Below are 13,586 nucleotides of genomic sequence, written 5' to 3' on the forward strand. Positions count from 1 at the left end.
TCTGTGCAATTGCCCGATGGCGGAAAACCGCTAATGCTTGCCTGAAAAGTGAGAAGAGGCGCGGGACGTGACGAATATTTTCCAGGCTGAGGGCCTGGGCAAGACCTATCCGGGCGTCCGCGCCAATGACGACGTCTCGTTCACCGTCGACGCCGGTGAAATTCACGCCCTGCTGGGCGAGAACGGCGCGGGCAAGTCGACGCTGGTCAAGATGATCTATGGCCTTGTCCGCCCGGACGATGGGCAGATGACGTTCATGGGTACGCCCCACATGCCCGCCGATCCCCGCGCCGCGCGGGCGGCGGGGGTCGCGATGGTGTTCCAGCACTTCTCGCTTTTCGATGCACTGACCGTGGCCGAGAATATCGCGCTGGGGATGGAGAACCCGCCCCCTCGGCCCGAACTCGCGCGCCGCATCCTCGACCTGTCGCAAAGCTATGGCCTGCCGCTGGATCCGGCGCGGCGCATCGCATCGCTTTCGGCAGGGGAACGCCAGCGGGTCGAGATCCTGCGCTGCCTGCTGCAAAACCCGCGCCTGCTGATCATGGACGAACCGACCAGCGTCCTGACGCCGCAAGAGGCCGAGATCCTGTTTGCCACGCTGCGCCAGCTTGCGCAGGCCGGGACCGCGATCCTGTATATCAGCCACAAGCTGGACGAGATCCGCACCCATTGCGACCGGGCGACCATCCTCCGCCAGGGCAAGGTCGTCGGCACCGTCGATCCCCGCGCCCATTCGGCGCGCCAACTTGCCGCAATGATGGTCGGTGCCGAGATGCGGGTCATCGACCGGACGGGCCGTAAACCCGGCGCGCGAATTCTGACGGTTAACGCGCTTGCGACCCATCCGGCGGGTGAAGGCGTCACCTTGAAAAATCTGGCCCTTGCGCTGCATTCCGGTGAAATCCTGGGCATCGGCGGCGTCGCCGGAAATGGACAGGAGGAGCTGCTTCTGGCCCTGTCCGGCGAAATCCCAAGCGCGCCCGGTACCGTGCTGCTGGAGGGCAACGACCTGTCCGCCGCCAGTCCCGAAACGCGCCGCCGCGCCGGACTTCTGGCCGCGCCCGAGGATCGCCTTGGCCACGCCGCCGTGCCCGAGTTCAGCCTGATCGAGAACACGCTGCTGACCTCGGCCTCGCGGCAGGGGCTTGCCCGGCACGGGATCATCGACCACAAGGCCGCGCGCGCCTTTGCCGAGCGTGTGATCTCGGCCTTCGACGTCCGCACGCCCGGCCCGGGAACGGCGGCAGGAGCGCTGTCGGGCGGCAACCTGCAGAAATTCGTGATCGGCCGCGAAGTCCTGGGAAGGCCGCGTGTGCTGGTCGTGAACCAGCCCACCTGGGGGGTCGACGCAGGGGCCGCCGCCGCGATCCGGCAGGCGCTTCTGGACCTTGCCGCCAGTGGCGCGGGGATCATCGTCATAAGTCAGGATCTTGATGAATTGCTGGAATTGTCCGACCGCTTCTGCGCGCTGAACCAGGGGCGGCTTTCCGCGCCCCGCCCGACCGAGGGCCTGACGATCGACGAGATCGGCCTGATGCTGGGCGGCGCCCACGGGATGGAGGTCGGCCATGTTCCGGCTTGAACCCCGCGCCAGCGTCTCGACCGGCTGGCAGGTCGCGACGCCCGTCCTTGCCGTGATCGCGACGATGCTGGTGGGCGGCCTGCTGTTCGCCGCACTGGGGTTCGATCCCGTCGCCGCGATCCGCACCATCTTCTGGGACCCGCTTTTCGGCCCGGCCGCCGGCTATTCCCGGCCACAGCTTCTGATCAAGGCCGGTCCGCTGATCCTGATCGCGGCAGGGCTGGCGCTGGGATTCCGCGCGGGCATCTGGAACATCGGGGCCGAGGGGCAGTACATCATCGGCGGCATCTGCGGGGCGTCGGTGGCGCTGGCCGCCTATCCTCTGGATGCTGTCTGGATCTTTCCCGCGATGATTTTGGCCGGTGCACTTGGCGGCTGGGCCTGGGGGATGATCCCCGCGATGCTGCGCAACTGGTTCGGCGCGTCCGAGATCCTCGTCTCGCTGATGCTGGTCTATGTCGCGCAAAAGGTCGCGGCTTGGGCGGCTTTTGGCCCGTTGAAGAACCCCGAGGGGTTCAACTTTCCCGGCTCGCGCAACCTGCAGCAATATCCCCCCGCCTCGAACCCCGAACTGATCGCGAATACCGGGTTGCATTGGGGCGTCATTGCCGCGGTGCTGGCCCTGCTGGTCATCTGGCTGGTCATGTCGCGCCACATGCTGGGCTTTCACATCCGCACCGCGGGGGCCGCCCCGCGCGCCGCCCGCTTCGCCGGGGTCCGCCCCGAGAGGCTGGTCGCGCTGTGTCTTGGCCTTTCGGGGGCGATGGCAGGTCTTGCCGGCCTGTTCGAGGCCGCGGGCCCCGCCGGCCAGATCACCGAGAACTTCGGCTCTGGCTACGGCTTCACCGCGATCATCGTCGCGTTCCTGGGACGGCTGCACCCGCTGGGCATCCTGCTGGCGGGCCTGTTGCTGGCGCTGACCTATATTGGGGGCGAGCTGGCGCAGATGATGCTGCAACTGCCCGCCGCGACAGTGCAGGTGTTCCAGGGGATGCTGCTGTTCTTCCTGCTCGGCTTCGACCTGCTCACCCGCTACCGCATCCGGAGGCGCACATGATCGATCCGGTCACGGTATTCATCCTGCTTCTTGGCGCCGCCACTCCCATCCTGTTCGCCGCCCTGGGGGAGCTGGTGGTCGAACGCGCTGGCGTCCTGAACCTGGGGGTCGAGGGCATGATGATTGGCGGCGCGCTGGCGGGCTTTGCCATCGCCCATGCGACGGGCAGCCCCGCGCTTGGCTTTGCCGCGGCGGCGGTGGCGGGAATGGCCCTGTCGATGATCTTCGCGCTGCTGACCCAGTTCCTGTTGTCGAACCAGGTCGCGACCGGGCTTGCCCTGACCCTGTTCGGCCTTGGCCTGACGGCAATGTTCGGCAAGCCCTATGAAGGGGTCAAGGCACCCGCGATGATGGCGGGACCACTGGGCCTGAACCTGATGATCTGGCTGGGGATCGCGCTTGTCCCCGCGATCTGGTGGTTCCTTGCGCGATCGCGCGCGGGACTGATCCTGCGCGCCGTGGGGGAAAATCACGACGCCGCCCACGGGCTTGGCTATCCCGTCCGTAAGGTCCGCATCGCCGCCCTTGCCTTCGGCGGCGCGATGGCGGGGCTGGGTGGGGCCTACATCTCGATCGCGACCGTCCTGCAATGGACCGAGGGCATGACCGCAGGCGCAGGCTGGATCGCGCTGGCGATCGTCGTCTTCGCGCAATGGAACCCATGGGGCGCGCTGGCGGGGGCCTGGCTGTTCGGCGGCGTCACCGTCCTGCAGCTGCGCCTTCAGGCGGCGGGGGTGGCGGTGCCGGTCCAGTTGCTCAGCATGGCGCCCTATCTCGCCACGATCATCGTGCTGGTGCTGATCTCGGCCCGGCAGAAATTCGGCCGCTCGGCCGGCGGTGCCGCGCCCGGCTCATTGGGCAGGCCCTTCCACACGCTGCGCTAGGGCGGCGGTTTCCAACAGGAGAGAAGACATGAAACGCAGAACCCTTCTTGGCAGCGCCGCCGCGTTGATGGCGGCTTCGGCCCTGCCCGCCTTTGCGCAGGACGAAAAGCTGAAGATCGGCTTCATCTATGTCGGCCCGGTCGGCGATGGCGGCTGGACCTACCAGCACGATCTGGCCCGCAAGGCGGTTGAGGCGGAATATGGCGACAAGGTCGAGACGACCTTCATCGAAAGCGTGCCGGAAGGCGCCGATGCCGAACGCGCCCTGACCCAGCTTGCGCTGGCCGGCAACAAGCTGATCTTCGCGACCAGCTTCGGCTTCATGGACGCGACCGTGAACGTCGCCAAGAAATTCCCCGACATCAAGTTCGAGCACGCGACCGGCTACAAGCGCGCCGACAACCTCGCGACCTATGACGCCCGCTTCTATGAAGGCCGCGCCGTCATCGGCACCATCGCGGGCCGCATGACCAAGTCGAACAAGATCGGCTATATCGGCTCCTTCCCGATCCCCGAGGTCGTGCAGGGCATCAACTCGGCCTATATCCACGCCAAGAAGGTGAACCCGGATGTCGAGATGAAGGTGGTCTGGGTCTATAGCTGGTTCGACCCCGCGAAAGAGGCCGATGCCGCCGCCGCCCTGATCGCCGAGGGCGTGGACGTCTTCATGCAGCACACCGACTCGACCGCGCCGCTGGCCAAGGCGCAGGAGGCGGGCGCGCTCGGCTTCGGGCAGGCCTCCGACATGTCGGCCTTTGCGCCGAAGCCGCGGATTTCGTCGATCGTGGACAACTGGGCACCCTATTACATCAAGCGCGTGGGTCAGGTGCTGGACGGCAGCTGGCAGTCACAGGGCGTGTGGCTGGGCATCGGCGACGGCGAGGTCGTGATCGGCGAGATCACCGACGCCGTCCCCGCCGAGGTCAAGGCCGAGGCCGAGGCCTTGAAGGCCAGCATCGCCTCGGGCGAGCATCACCCCTTCACCGGCCCCCTGAAAAAGCAGGATGGCAGCGCCTGGCTGGCCGACGGACAGAAGGCCACGGACGAAGAGCTTTCGGGCATGAACTTCTACGTCGAGGGCATCACCGCCCCGATGCCGAAGTAAGCCATCGCCGAAACGAAAAACCGGGGCCACAGGCCCCGGTTCATGCAGCGCGAAGACCGCCTATTCCAGGTGGCTTTCCATGAACCACAGATCCTTGTCGGCCGTGCGCGACGCGCCGGTGAACAGGTCTGCCGTATCGGCATCGCCCGCCTCGTCGGTCGTATCGATGGCGGCACGGACCTTGGCGCCATAGTCCCGCATCCGTTCACAGACCGCCTTGATGTGATCCTCGGCCTTGGTCAGATCGGTCGGGTATTCCTTCAGCGAACTGGCCTTGGCCACCTTCTCGACCGTGCCCACGGCCACGCCGTCCAACTGCTGCACGCGTTCGGCCATCTCGTCGACATGGACCTGGAGGTTGGAAAAGACGGTGTCGAAAAGTTCGTGCACCGCGATGAAGTTGCGGCCCTTCACGTTCCAATGCGCCTGCTTGATCGCCGCCGAAAGGGCGACGGCATCGGCAAGCCGGGCATTCAGCTCGGCGATCGCGGTCTTGCGGGCATTGTCGGTAAGGCCTTGAAGATTGACGGCCATGACGGTTCCTCTTGCTATCGGGTCCGCCCTGTCAACACGGCGCGCGCGCGCCCGGTTCCATCTCGCAAGCCTGATTGAAACAAAACGAAAAAGGCGGTGCTTTCCCCGTGGAAAGCACCGCCTTCGATCCGCCAGAAAGCGATGGTCTGATCAGACCGCGCCCTGGATGAATTTCACGGCATCGCCGAAGGTCTGGATGGTCTCGGCGGCGTCGTCCGGAATCTCGATCCCGAATTCTTCCTCGAAGGCCATGACCAGTTCGACGGTATCCAGAGAATCGGCGCCCAGATCGTCGATGAAGGAGGCGCTCTCGGTCACCTTGTCCTCGTCAACGCCAAGATGCTCGACGACAATTTTCTTCACGCGATCAGCAATATCGCTCATGTCTCTTCCTCATTTTCGCGGGCATCCGCCCAAAATGTGACGGCTTGCGCCGACGACAGCCCAGGGCGGTTCCCCTGCGGCCTTATTCGCGGGATATAGCACGCGAACGTGATCTTGCAACCGGATAAACCGTAGATCACAGCATCGCCATCCCCCCGTTAACATGCAGGGTGGCTCCGGTGACATAGCCTGCCTCGCCGCTGGCAAGATACAGGACCGCTGCGGCGATTTCCTGTGCATTCCCCATGCGCCCGGCCGGGATCTGCCCAAGGATACGCCCCTTCTGCTCGTCGTTCAGCTTGTCGGTCATCGCGGTTTCGATAAAGCCCGGTGCCACGCAATTCACCGTGATCCCGCGGGACGCGACCTCATAGGCAAGGCTTTTCGACATGCCGACCAGCCCGGCCTTGGCGGCAGCATAGTTGCCCTGCCCCGGATTGCCCGTGGCCCCGACGACCGAGGTGATGTTCACGATCCGGCCCCAGCGCGCCTTCATCATGCCGCGCAGCACGCCCCGGCACAGCCGGAAGCTCGAGGTCAGGTTCACGTCCAGCACCTGCGCCCATTCCTCGTCGGACATGCGCATGAACAGGTTGTCGCGGGTGATCCCGGCATTGTTCACCAGGATATCGACGCTGCCCATTGCGGCGGCGGCGGATTTCGGCAGCGCCTCGACCGCCTCGGCATCGCCAAGATTGGCGGTGACCACATGGGCGCGCTCGCCCAGCTTCGCAGCCAACTCCTGCAGCGGCGCTTCGCGCGTGCCCGACAGCGCAACGGTCGCGCCCGCCTTGTGCAATGCCTCGGCGATCGCACCGCCGATCCCACCCGATGCGCCCGTGATCAGGGCATTCTTGCCGGTCAGATCAAACATCCCAAGCCTCTTCACTGTTTTCGAAATACCCCGGGGGAATCCCGCAGGGATGGGGGCAGAGCCCCCGTTCTGGCTTCAGCCCTTCAGCGCGGCAATATCGGCAGGCGTGCCGATGTTGCGCGTCACCGCATCCTTCGCGATCCGCTTGATCATGCCCGACAGCGCCTTGCCCGAACCGATCTCCCAGAACTCGGTGACGCCGGCCCCGGCCATGAAGGCAACGGACTCGCGCCAGCGGACCGATCCGGTGACCTGCTCGACCAGCAACTGACAGATCATCGCCGGGTCGGTGACTGGCGCGGCGCGCACGTTGGCGACGACCGGCACGGCGGGGGCCGTAATCTCGACGCGGGCCAAAGCCTCGGCCATCACGGCGGCCGCGGGTTCCATCAGCGCCGAATGGAAGGGGGCCGAGACCGGCAGCATAAGCGCTCGCTTCGCGCCCCGCTCCTTCGCAATCGCCGCCGCGCGTTCGACGGCGGCCTTGTTCCCGGAGATGACCACCTGGGCCGGATCGTTGTCATTGGCGGCCTGGCACACCTCGTCACCAGCGGCTTCGCGCGCGATCTGATCGACGGCCGCGAAATCCAGCCCCAGGATCGCGGCCATCGCGCCCTGCCCGACCGGCACCGCATCCTGCATCGCGCGGCCCCGCAGGCGCAGCAGCCGGGCGGTATCGGCAAGGGACAGCGCCCCGGCCGCGCAAAGCGCCGAATACTCGCCCAGCGAATGGCCCGCGACAAAGGCCGCATCCTGGATCCCGTAGCCCTCGGCCTCAAGCGCGCGGAAAGCCGCGACCGAGGTTGCCATCAGCGCGGGCTGGGCATTCTGCGTCAGCGTCAGCGTCTCGATATCGCCGTTCCAGACCAGATCGGACAGTTTCTCGCCAAGCGCCTCATCGACCTCGGCAAACACCTCGCGCGCGGCGGGATAGGCCTCGGCCAGCTCGCGCCCCATGCCGACGACCTGGGCGCCCTGGCCGGGAAATACGAATGCCCGCATCCTGCAGTCCTTCCGTTGTTATTTCCGAACAGCCTTAACGGCTGGCGGACCCGACGGCAACTGCGCTGCATCAGCGTGGAATGACGATTTCGGCCCGCAAACCGCCCAGCCTGGTGCCGTTGACCAAGCGCAATTGCCCGCCATGCGCGCGCGCAATATCGGCCGCGATCGACAGGCCCAACCCGACGCCCTGCCCCTGGTTCTGGTTGCGCGCGGGGTCCAGGCGCGTGAAGGGTTTCAGCGCCTCCTCACGTCGCTCGGCGGGGATGCCCGGCCCGTCATCCTCGACCGAGACGCGGAAATAGCTTGGCCCCAGCGCCGCCTCGACCTCGACCTGGTCGCCATAGCGGACGGCGTTCCCGATCAGGTTCTCGACCGCGCGGCGCAGGCTGTCCTGCCGAAAGGTCGCCTGCCCGGCCTGATCGCCCTGCATTTCGCCCAGCTGCACCTCCTGCCCGCCGCGCTGTGCATCCGCGACGATGTTGCGCACGAATTCCAGGGCCGGAACCGGGGCCGGTGGCGCATCCTGCGCCGCGTCGCGCGCATGAACCAGAAAGGTGTCGATCATCCGGCCCATCGCGGTCACGTCGCCCTCCAGGGCGGCAATCTCCTCGGGCTCGGGCGGCAGGTCCGGCGACAGCATCGAGATGCCCAGCCGCAGCCGCGTCAATGGCGTGCGCAGGTCATGGCTGACCCCGGACAGCATCAGCTTGCGCTGTTCGTTCTGCCGTTCGATCCGCGAGCGCATTTCCAGGAATGCGGTGCCGGCGCTGCGGATCTCGGTCGCGCCGACCGGACGATAAGGGATGATCCGTCCCTTGCCATATTCCTCGGCCGCGCGCGCCAGACGACGGATCGGGCGCAACTGGTTGCGCAGGAAGATCGTGGCGATGGCCGTCATGAGAAGCGAGGTTCCAACCATCAGCACCAGCAACTGGTGCGGGTTCGAGGCGCTGACACGCTCGCGCGGGAATACGAGTTGATAGGGACCAAACTTGCTGTCCAGCGTCACCCGCACCTCGCGCCGGTTGCTCAGGTCGACGCCGCGGACCTGCGCCACGCGAGAATTCAGCTCGCTGATGACCACGCGGCCGGACAGATCATAGAAGACCCGCCAGTCCCGCGCCGGTTCGGTCGCGGGCAGGATCAGCTGCAGTTCCAGCGGCCCCGCCTCGCGCTGCGCCGACTGGCGCGCGGCGTCGATATCGGGCGCCTCGTCGATCCGGCGTGCGATCAGGGCAAGCTCGCGCGTCATCCCGACGGTCATCTGCCGCGTGACGTCCTCGAAATGGCGCTGCAGGAACATCACCGTGACGACGACGGTCACTGCCACCACCGGCAGGAACAGGATCAGCGCGGCGCGGCCGTAAAGCCCGCGCGGCATCACCTTCTTCAGCCATTCGAATTCCATTCCGCCACCTTCCGACAGGATCTGCGCCGGACCTTTGCCTGCCGCCCGGACGCGGGCTAGGTTAGCGCCATGACACATGCCTCGAAAGCCCTGCGGGTCATCACCGCTGCAAATCCCTCGCCCCTGACGGGACCGGGAACCAATACTTTCCTGCTGGGCCGCGACCGGATCGCGGTGATCGACCCCGGCCCCGACCTGCCCGAACATCGCGCGGCGATTCGGGAGGCGGCGGCAGGTGGCAGGATCACCCATATCTTCGTCACCCATGCCCATCTGGATCATTCCGGCGGTGCCGCGGCGCTGGCGCACGACACCGGCGCCCCAATCCTGGGCTTCGGCCCGCCCGAGGCCGGGCGCTCGCCCCTGATGCAGCGCCTGGCGCTGGAAGGCGGGCTGAACGGGGGCGAGGGGCTGGACCGCAGCTTCCAGCCCGACATCCTGCTGCGCGACGGCGACTCGGTCGAGGAGCGGGAATGGACGCTGACCGCGCTGCACACCCCCGGCCATTTCGCGGGCCATCTCAGTTTCCGCTGGGACGACGTGATCTTTTGCGGGGATGTCGTGATGGGCTGGTCCTCGACCTTGATCTCACCGCCGGACGGCGATCTTGGCGACTACTTCCGTTCGCTGTCGCGCCTGGGAGCCGAAAGTCCGGCTCGGCTTCTGCCTGCGCATGGCGACCCGATCGAGGCGCCTGCAACGCGACTGGCGGAACTTGCCACCCATCGGCGCGAGCGCACGGCCCAGATTCTTGCGGCGCTGCGGGACGCACCGGCGGATGCGGCGGCACTTGCGGCGCGAATCTATGACATTCCCCCGCAACTGCTGCCTGCCGCGACCCGCAACGTGCTGGCACACCTGATCGCGCTGGCCGAACTTGGCGTCGTCACACCCGCCGCCGCGCTGTCCGCGACCACCGTATTCAGCGCCTCCTGACAGGTATTTGCCATTTATTTTCATCGACTTGTAAAGTTTTCAGAAAAAAGTGCTACACCCCTCTGGACGACCCCGAAAGCCGCGGCTATACACCGCCCCGTGTTCCGGCGTAGCTCAGCGGTAGAGCAGTTGACTGTTAATCAATTGGTCGTAGGTTCGATCCCTACCGCCGGAGCCAAAATCAAAGAAAGCCTTTGATGATGGCAAGAAAATGGCACCCACTTGGGTGCCATTTCTCGTTTCCGGGAACGGCTCCCGCCGGCCCCTGCAACATCTCCGCCTTCAGACTCTCAGCGCCCACAGGGCGAACAGCGGCTCGTCCTCGGACCTCATCGCGTGGACGGCGTTCGGCGGCACGAAGAAGCTGCCGCCAAGACCGGGCTGGAACCAGTCGCGACCCGGCTTGCGGAAACTGCCCGGCGACAGGACCAGATAGGTCTCCTCGGGCGCGTGCTGGTGGTCGGGATAGCGGGTCTGCGGGGCCAGCAGGCTCAGCCCGATCCACATGTCCCGGCGCTCCTCGATCCCGCCCGGACCCAGCAGCATGGCATTGGCGTGACTGGACTGGAAATTGGCGCTGGCTGTCGCGTCCCCGGTCCTTTTCCGCCAGCAAAGCAGCGGCGAAAGCGCGCGGATCGCCTGCAGCAGATCCGCCAGATCCTCGTATTCCGGCCGTCGATCCAGCGCCGAATCCAGCCATTCGCCCACGACTGGCAGGGTGGCCGGGGCCGCACCGCTGTCGCCGGGGGCGGTCACAGCTTCGGCGATGCGTTGAAGCGAGGCCGGCGAACCGCCGTCATGTGCCCGCGCCTGCATCGCGGGCAAGGCGATATCGATAAACTCCTGCAAGGCCTGCGGTCGCGTCATGTCTTTCCCCTCCCTTGGAATCGATGGGTGCGCGACCATGCCGCGCGCCCGTTTCGGTTACAGATCCTTGACCAGTCGCAATGCGTCATAGATCGCCGCATGGGTATTCCGCGCCGCGACCGCATCGCCGATACGGAACAGGCGGAACCTGCCCTCGGGGTTCTTGCGGACCTCCTGCATCCCGCCGGTGCTCAGCGCTTCGTAATCAACCTCGCCCAGGTTCGAGGACAGCGGCTTCAGGTCGAAATACAGATCGTCCAGCGGACGCGTACCATGGTTGACGATGACCTGATCGACCAGCCGTTCGCGGGTCATGTCGCCGTAGTCGCTGCCCAGCACGGCGCGCAGCTGATTGCCATCGCGCGTCACCGATTTCAGCCGCCAGGTCACGGTAAAGGTGACGTCGCGCCGCTGCAGGCTGCGCATATAGGGCACCAGGTTCATCGCCATTACTTCGGGCGAGAAGCTGCGATCCGGCGTCACGATCTCGACCTTGGCGCCGGTCGCCGCGATTGCATCAGCCGCCTGCAGCGCGGCGTGATCGCCCGCGTCGTCGAAGATCAGGACGTTCTGTCCCGGCTTCACATCCCCCGCGAGGATGTCCCAGGCGGACGAGACAAGCTCGTCCCCCGCCTCCAGCACTTCGGTATGGGGCAGGCCCCCGGTTGCGATGATGACCTCGTCCGGGTTCGTCGCAAGGACGTCCGCCTCATCCGCGAAGGTGTTGAAGTTGAAGGTCACGCCATGCTTTTCGCACATCGCCTGCCGCCACGCGATGATCGAGATCATCTCGCGCCGACGCTCCTGCAGGGCGGTCAGGCGGATCTGGCCGCCGGGCCGGTCGGCGGCCTCGAAAACGGTGACGGCATGGCCGCGCTCGGCGGCGACGCGAGCCGCCTCCATGCCGCCGGGACCTGCGCCGACGATCGTGATGCGCTTTTTCGCCGCGGCCGCCGGAATGGTCTGGGGCATCGTCTCCTCTCGGCCCGTGGCGGCATTGTGCAGGCAGAAGGCCATGCCGCCCTGATAGATGCGGTCAAGGCAATAGTTCGCACCGACACAGGGGCGGATGTCGTCCTCACGCCCTTCGACGATCTTGCGGACCAGATGCGGGTCGGCCATGTGGGCGCGGGTCATCCCCACCATGTCAAGCAGCCCCGCCGCGATGGCATGGCGCGCGGTCGGTACATCGGGGATCTTGGCGGCGTGGAAGGTCGGGAAATTCGTGGCCTTGCGGATCGCCCCCGCGAATTCCAGGTGCGGTGCGTTCCGCATCCCCTGCACCGGGATCAGGTCGGTCAGCCCGGCATCGGTGTCGATATGGCCTTTCACCACGTTCAGGAAATCGACCATGCCGCTGTCGCGCAACCGGCGAGAGATCTCGATCCCGTCCTGCGGGGTGATTCCGCCCGGCAGATCCTCGTCCCCGGTATAGCGGACGCCGACGATGAAATCGTCGCCGCAACGCTTGCGGATCTCGCGCAGGATATCGAAGGTGAAGCGCAGGCGATTGTCCAGGTTGCCGCCATAGGGGCCGTCCAGATCGTTGGTCAGCGGCGACCAGAACTGGTCCATGAGGTGGCCATAGGCCTGAAGCTCGATCCCGTCGAGGCCCGCAGCCTTCATCCGCTCGGCGGCATCGGCGTAATCCTCGATGATGCGGGCAATGTCCCAGTCTTCCATCTTTTTCGGAAAGGACCGGTGCGCAGCTTCGCGTTCATGCCCCGGCGAGACGACAGGCAGCCAGTCGGCCTTGTCCCAGCGGGTCCGGCGGCCCAGATGCGTCAGCTGGATCATCACCGCGGCCCCGTGATCGTGGCATTCGTCGGCCAGCTTCTTCATCCAGCCGACGACCTCGTCCTTCCAGGCTAGGATGTTGTTGAAGACCGGCGGACTGTCCCGCGCGACCGAGGCCGAACCCGCCGTCATCGTCAGCGCCACCCCCGCCTTTGCGCGTTCGACGTGATAGGCGCGGTAGCGATCCTTCGGCATCCCGTCCTCGGGATAGGCCGGTTCGTGGCTGGTGATCATGATCCGGTTGCGAAGCGTCAGGTGCTTCAACTGAAACGGCTGAAGAAGGGGATCGTTCGACATGGCTTTGCCTGCGGATGAGGTTGTTGCTGTCCCGAAAATCCGAAAACTGTTCACTCATGTCAATTCAAAAATCATCAATGAACACCCCGCGCCCAAAATTGAACATTTGGCTTGCCGCACCCTGTCCGACAGCCTATCAACGGCCTATGGAACGCACGGGCGCATCAGAAACGGGTTGGCGCGGGTCGCGCGAAGGCTGGCTGGAAGCGGGCTACCAGGCCCTGATCGAAAACGGCATCGACGCGGTAAAGATCCTGCCGCTGGCCAAGGGACTCAACCTGTCGCGCACCAGCTTCTACTGGTTCTTCGAAGATCGCGAGGCGCTGCTTTCGGCACTACTGGAGGGGTGGGAGCAGAAGACCACGAAGCCGCTGGTCGATGCGACGACGCATTACGCCGAAAGCCGCGCCGAGGCGATGCTGAACCTGATGACCTGCTTCCTGTCGCCGGATGCCTTTGATTCCCGTCTTGAATTTGCGGTCCGCAGTTGGGCCTTGCAGGACGAAAAAGTCGCTGCCCGCGTGAAAGAGGCGGATGAACTGCGGCTGGCGGCGCTGACTCGCCTGATGGAAAGCTGGGACGTTCCCCCGATGGAGGCGGATATCCGCGCCCGCACCATCTATCTGGTGCAGATCGGCTATATCTCGACCCAGACCAACGAGGATACCGAGACGCGGCTTGCCCGCATCCCGATGTATGTCCGCATCTATGCCGACCAGGAACCCGAGCCACGGGAAATCGCGCGATTCAACGCCCGTTTTCGTCGGCCGAACGCCTGATCCTGCCCCACCAGACACCCCGCAGGCGCCGGGTCACATGCATATTTTGTCTACGCATTGGCGCGCCCATTTTT

Annotated in this window: 13 protein-coding genes and 1 tRNA gene; 7 read left to right on the plus strand and 7 right to left on the minus strand. The window is 65.7% G+C overall.

Annotated elements, in window-relative coordinates:
* Nucleotides 1-67: 67 nt before the first annotated feature.
* Genes ACO2Q4_RS10890 through ACO2Q4_RS10905 form a run of 4 tightly spaced genes read left to right on the plus strand, consistent with a single transcriptional unit; the run spans nucleotide 68 to nucleotide 4,631 of the window.
* Nucleotides 68-1,585 (plus strand): ABC transporter ATP-binding protein, encoded by a 1,518-nt coding sequence (locus tag ACO2Q4_RS10890; protein WP_423319219.1) that lies wholly within the window; start codon nucleotides 68-70, stop codon nucleotides 1,583-1,585.
* Complete coding sequence (locus ACO2Q4_RS10895; protein WP_423319221.1) at nucleotides 1,572-2,642, plus strand: ABC transporter permease; 1,071 nt, start codon at nucleotides 1,572-1,574, stop codon at nucleotides 2,640-2,642. The genes ACO2Q4_RS10890 and ACO2Q4_RS10895 overlap by 14 nt, the downstream gene beginning before the upstream one ends.
* On the plus strand, nucleotides 2,639-3,526 hold the full coding sequence (locus ACO2Q4_RS10900) for an ABC transporter permease (protein WP_423319223.1): 888 nt from the start codon (nucleotides 2,639-2,641) through the stop codon (nucleotides 3,524-3,526). The genes ACO2Q4_RS10895 and ACO2Q4_RS10900 overlap by 4 nt, the downstream gene beginning before the upstream one ends.
* Nucleotides 3,527-3,554: 28 nt before the next feature.
* A complete protein-coding gene (locus ACO2Q4_RS10905; protein ID WP_423319225.1) occupies nucleotides 3,555-4,631 on the plus strand; it encodes a BMP family ABC transporter substrate-binding protein in 1,077 nt (358 codons plus the stop codon).
* 60 nt (nucleotides 4,632-4,691) lie between these two features.
* Here ACO2Q4_RS10905 and dps read toward each other — a convergent pair whose 3' ends face one another.
* From dps to ACO2Q4_RS10930, 5 genes are all read right to left on the minus strand, one after another.
* Complete coding sequence (gene dps / locus ACO2Q4_RS10910) at nucleotides 4,692-5,165, minus strand: DNA starvation/stationary phase protection protein Dps (protein ID WP_311758194.1); 474 nt, start codon at nucleotides 5,163-5,165, stop codon at nucleotides 4,692-4,694.
* 150 nt (nucleotides 5,166-5,315) lie between these two features.
* Nucleotides 5,316-5,549 (minus strand): acyl carrier protein, encoded by a 234-nt coding sequence (locus tag ACO2Q4_RS10915; RefSeq protein WP_028720942.1) that lies wholly within the window; start codon nucleotides 5,547-5,549, stop codon nucleotides 5,316-5,318.
* 136 nt (nucleotides 5,550-5,685) lie between these two features.
* A complete protein-coding gene (gene fabG / locus ACO2Q4_RS10920) occupies nucleotides 5,686-6,423 on the minus strand; it encodes a 3-oxoacyl-ACP reductase FabG (RefSeq protein ID WP_311758193.1) in 738 nt (245 codons plus the stop codon).
* 75 nt (nucleotides 6,424-6,498) lie between these two features.
* Nucleotides 6,499-7,425 (minus strand): ACP S-malonyltransferase, encoded by a 927-nt coding sequence (fabD, locus tag ACO2Q4_RS10925; protein ID WP_423319228.1) that lies wholly within the window; start codon nucleotides 7,423-7,425, stop codon nucleotides 6,499-6,501.
* 70 nt (nucleotides 7,426-7,495) lie between these two features.
* The gene (locus ACO2Q4_RS10930) at nucleotides 7,496-8,836 is read right to left on the minus strand and encodes an ATP-binding protein (protein WP_311758191.1); all 1,341 of its coding nucleotides are present in this window, start codon (nucleotides 8,834-8,836) and stop codon (nucleotides 7,496-7,498) included.
* A 69-nt stretch (nucleotides 8,837-8,905) separates the two neighbouring features.
* On the opposite strand from ACO2Q4_RS10930, the gene ACO2Q4_RS10935 reads away from it, so the two are divergent.
* On the plus strand, nucleotides 8,906-9,772 hold the full coding sequence (locus tag ACO2Q4_RS10935) for an MBL fold metallo-hydrolase (protein WP_395132318.1): 867 nt from the start codon (nucleotides 8,906-8,908) through the stop codon (nucleotides 9,770-9,772).
* A 103-nt stretch (nucleotides 9,773-9,875) separates the two neighbouring features.
* Nucleotides 9,876-9,950, plus strand: a tRNA-Asn gene (locus ACO2Q4_RS10940).
* Between the two features lie 104 nt (nucleotides 9,951-10,054).
* On the opposite strand, the gene ACO2Q4_RS10945 is transcribed toward ACO2Q4_RS10940, so the two are convergent.
* Together ACO2Q4_RS10945 and hpbA are read right to left on the minus strand one after the other, a co-directional pair.
* A complete protein-coding gene (locus ACO2Q4_RS10945; RefSeq protein ID WP_311758189.1) occupies nucleotides 10,055-10,639 on the minus strand; it encodes a dimethylsulfonioproprionate lyase family protein in 585 nt (194 codons plus the stop codon).
* A 57-nt stretch (nucleotides 10,640-10,696) separates the two neighbouring features.
* Nucleotides 10,697-12,733, minus strand: coding sequence for an N-methyl-L-proline N-demethylase HpbA (gene hpbA / locus ACO2Q4_RS10950; RefSeq protein ID WP_423319231.1), 2,037 nt, complete (start codon nucleotides 12,731-12,733; stop codon nucleotides 10,697-10,699).
* Between the two features lie 146 nt (nucleotides 12,734-12,879).
* On the opposite strand from hpbA, the gene ACO2Q4_RS10955 reads away from it, so the two are divergent.
* The gene (locus ACO2Q4_RS10955; protein ID WP_311758187.1) at nucleotides 12,880-13,512 is read left to right on the plus strand and encodes a TetR/AcrR family transcriptional regulator; all 633 of its coding nucleotides are present in this window, start codon (nucleotides 12,880-12,882) and stop codon (nucleotides 13,510-13,512) included.
* Nucleotides 13,513-13,586 lie beyond the last annotated feature (74 nt).

Origin of the sequence: Paracoccus sp. KR1-242 (assembly GCF_049446195.1) — a bacterium.
In the GTDB taxonomy this organism is placed as follows: Bacteria; Pseudomonadota; Alphaproteobacteria; order Rhodobacterales; family Rhodobacteraceae; genus Paracoccus; species Paracoccus broussonetiae.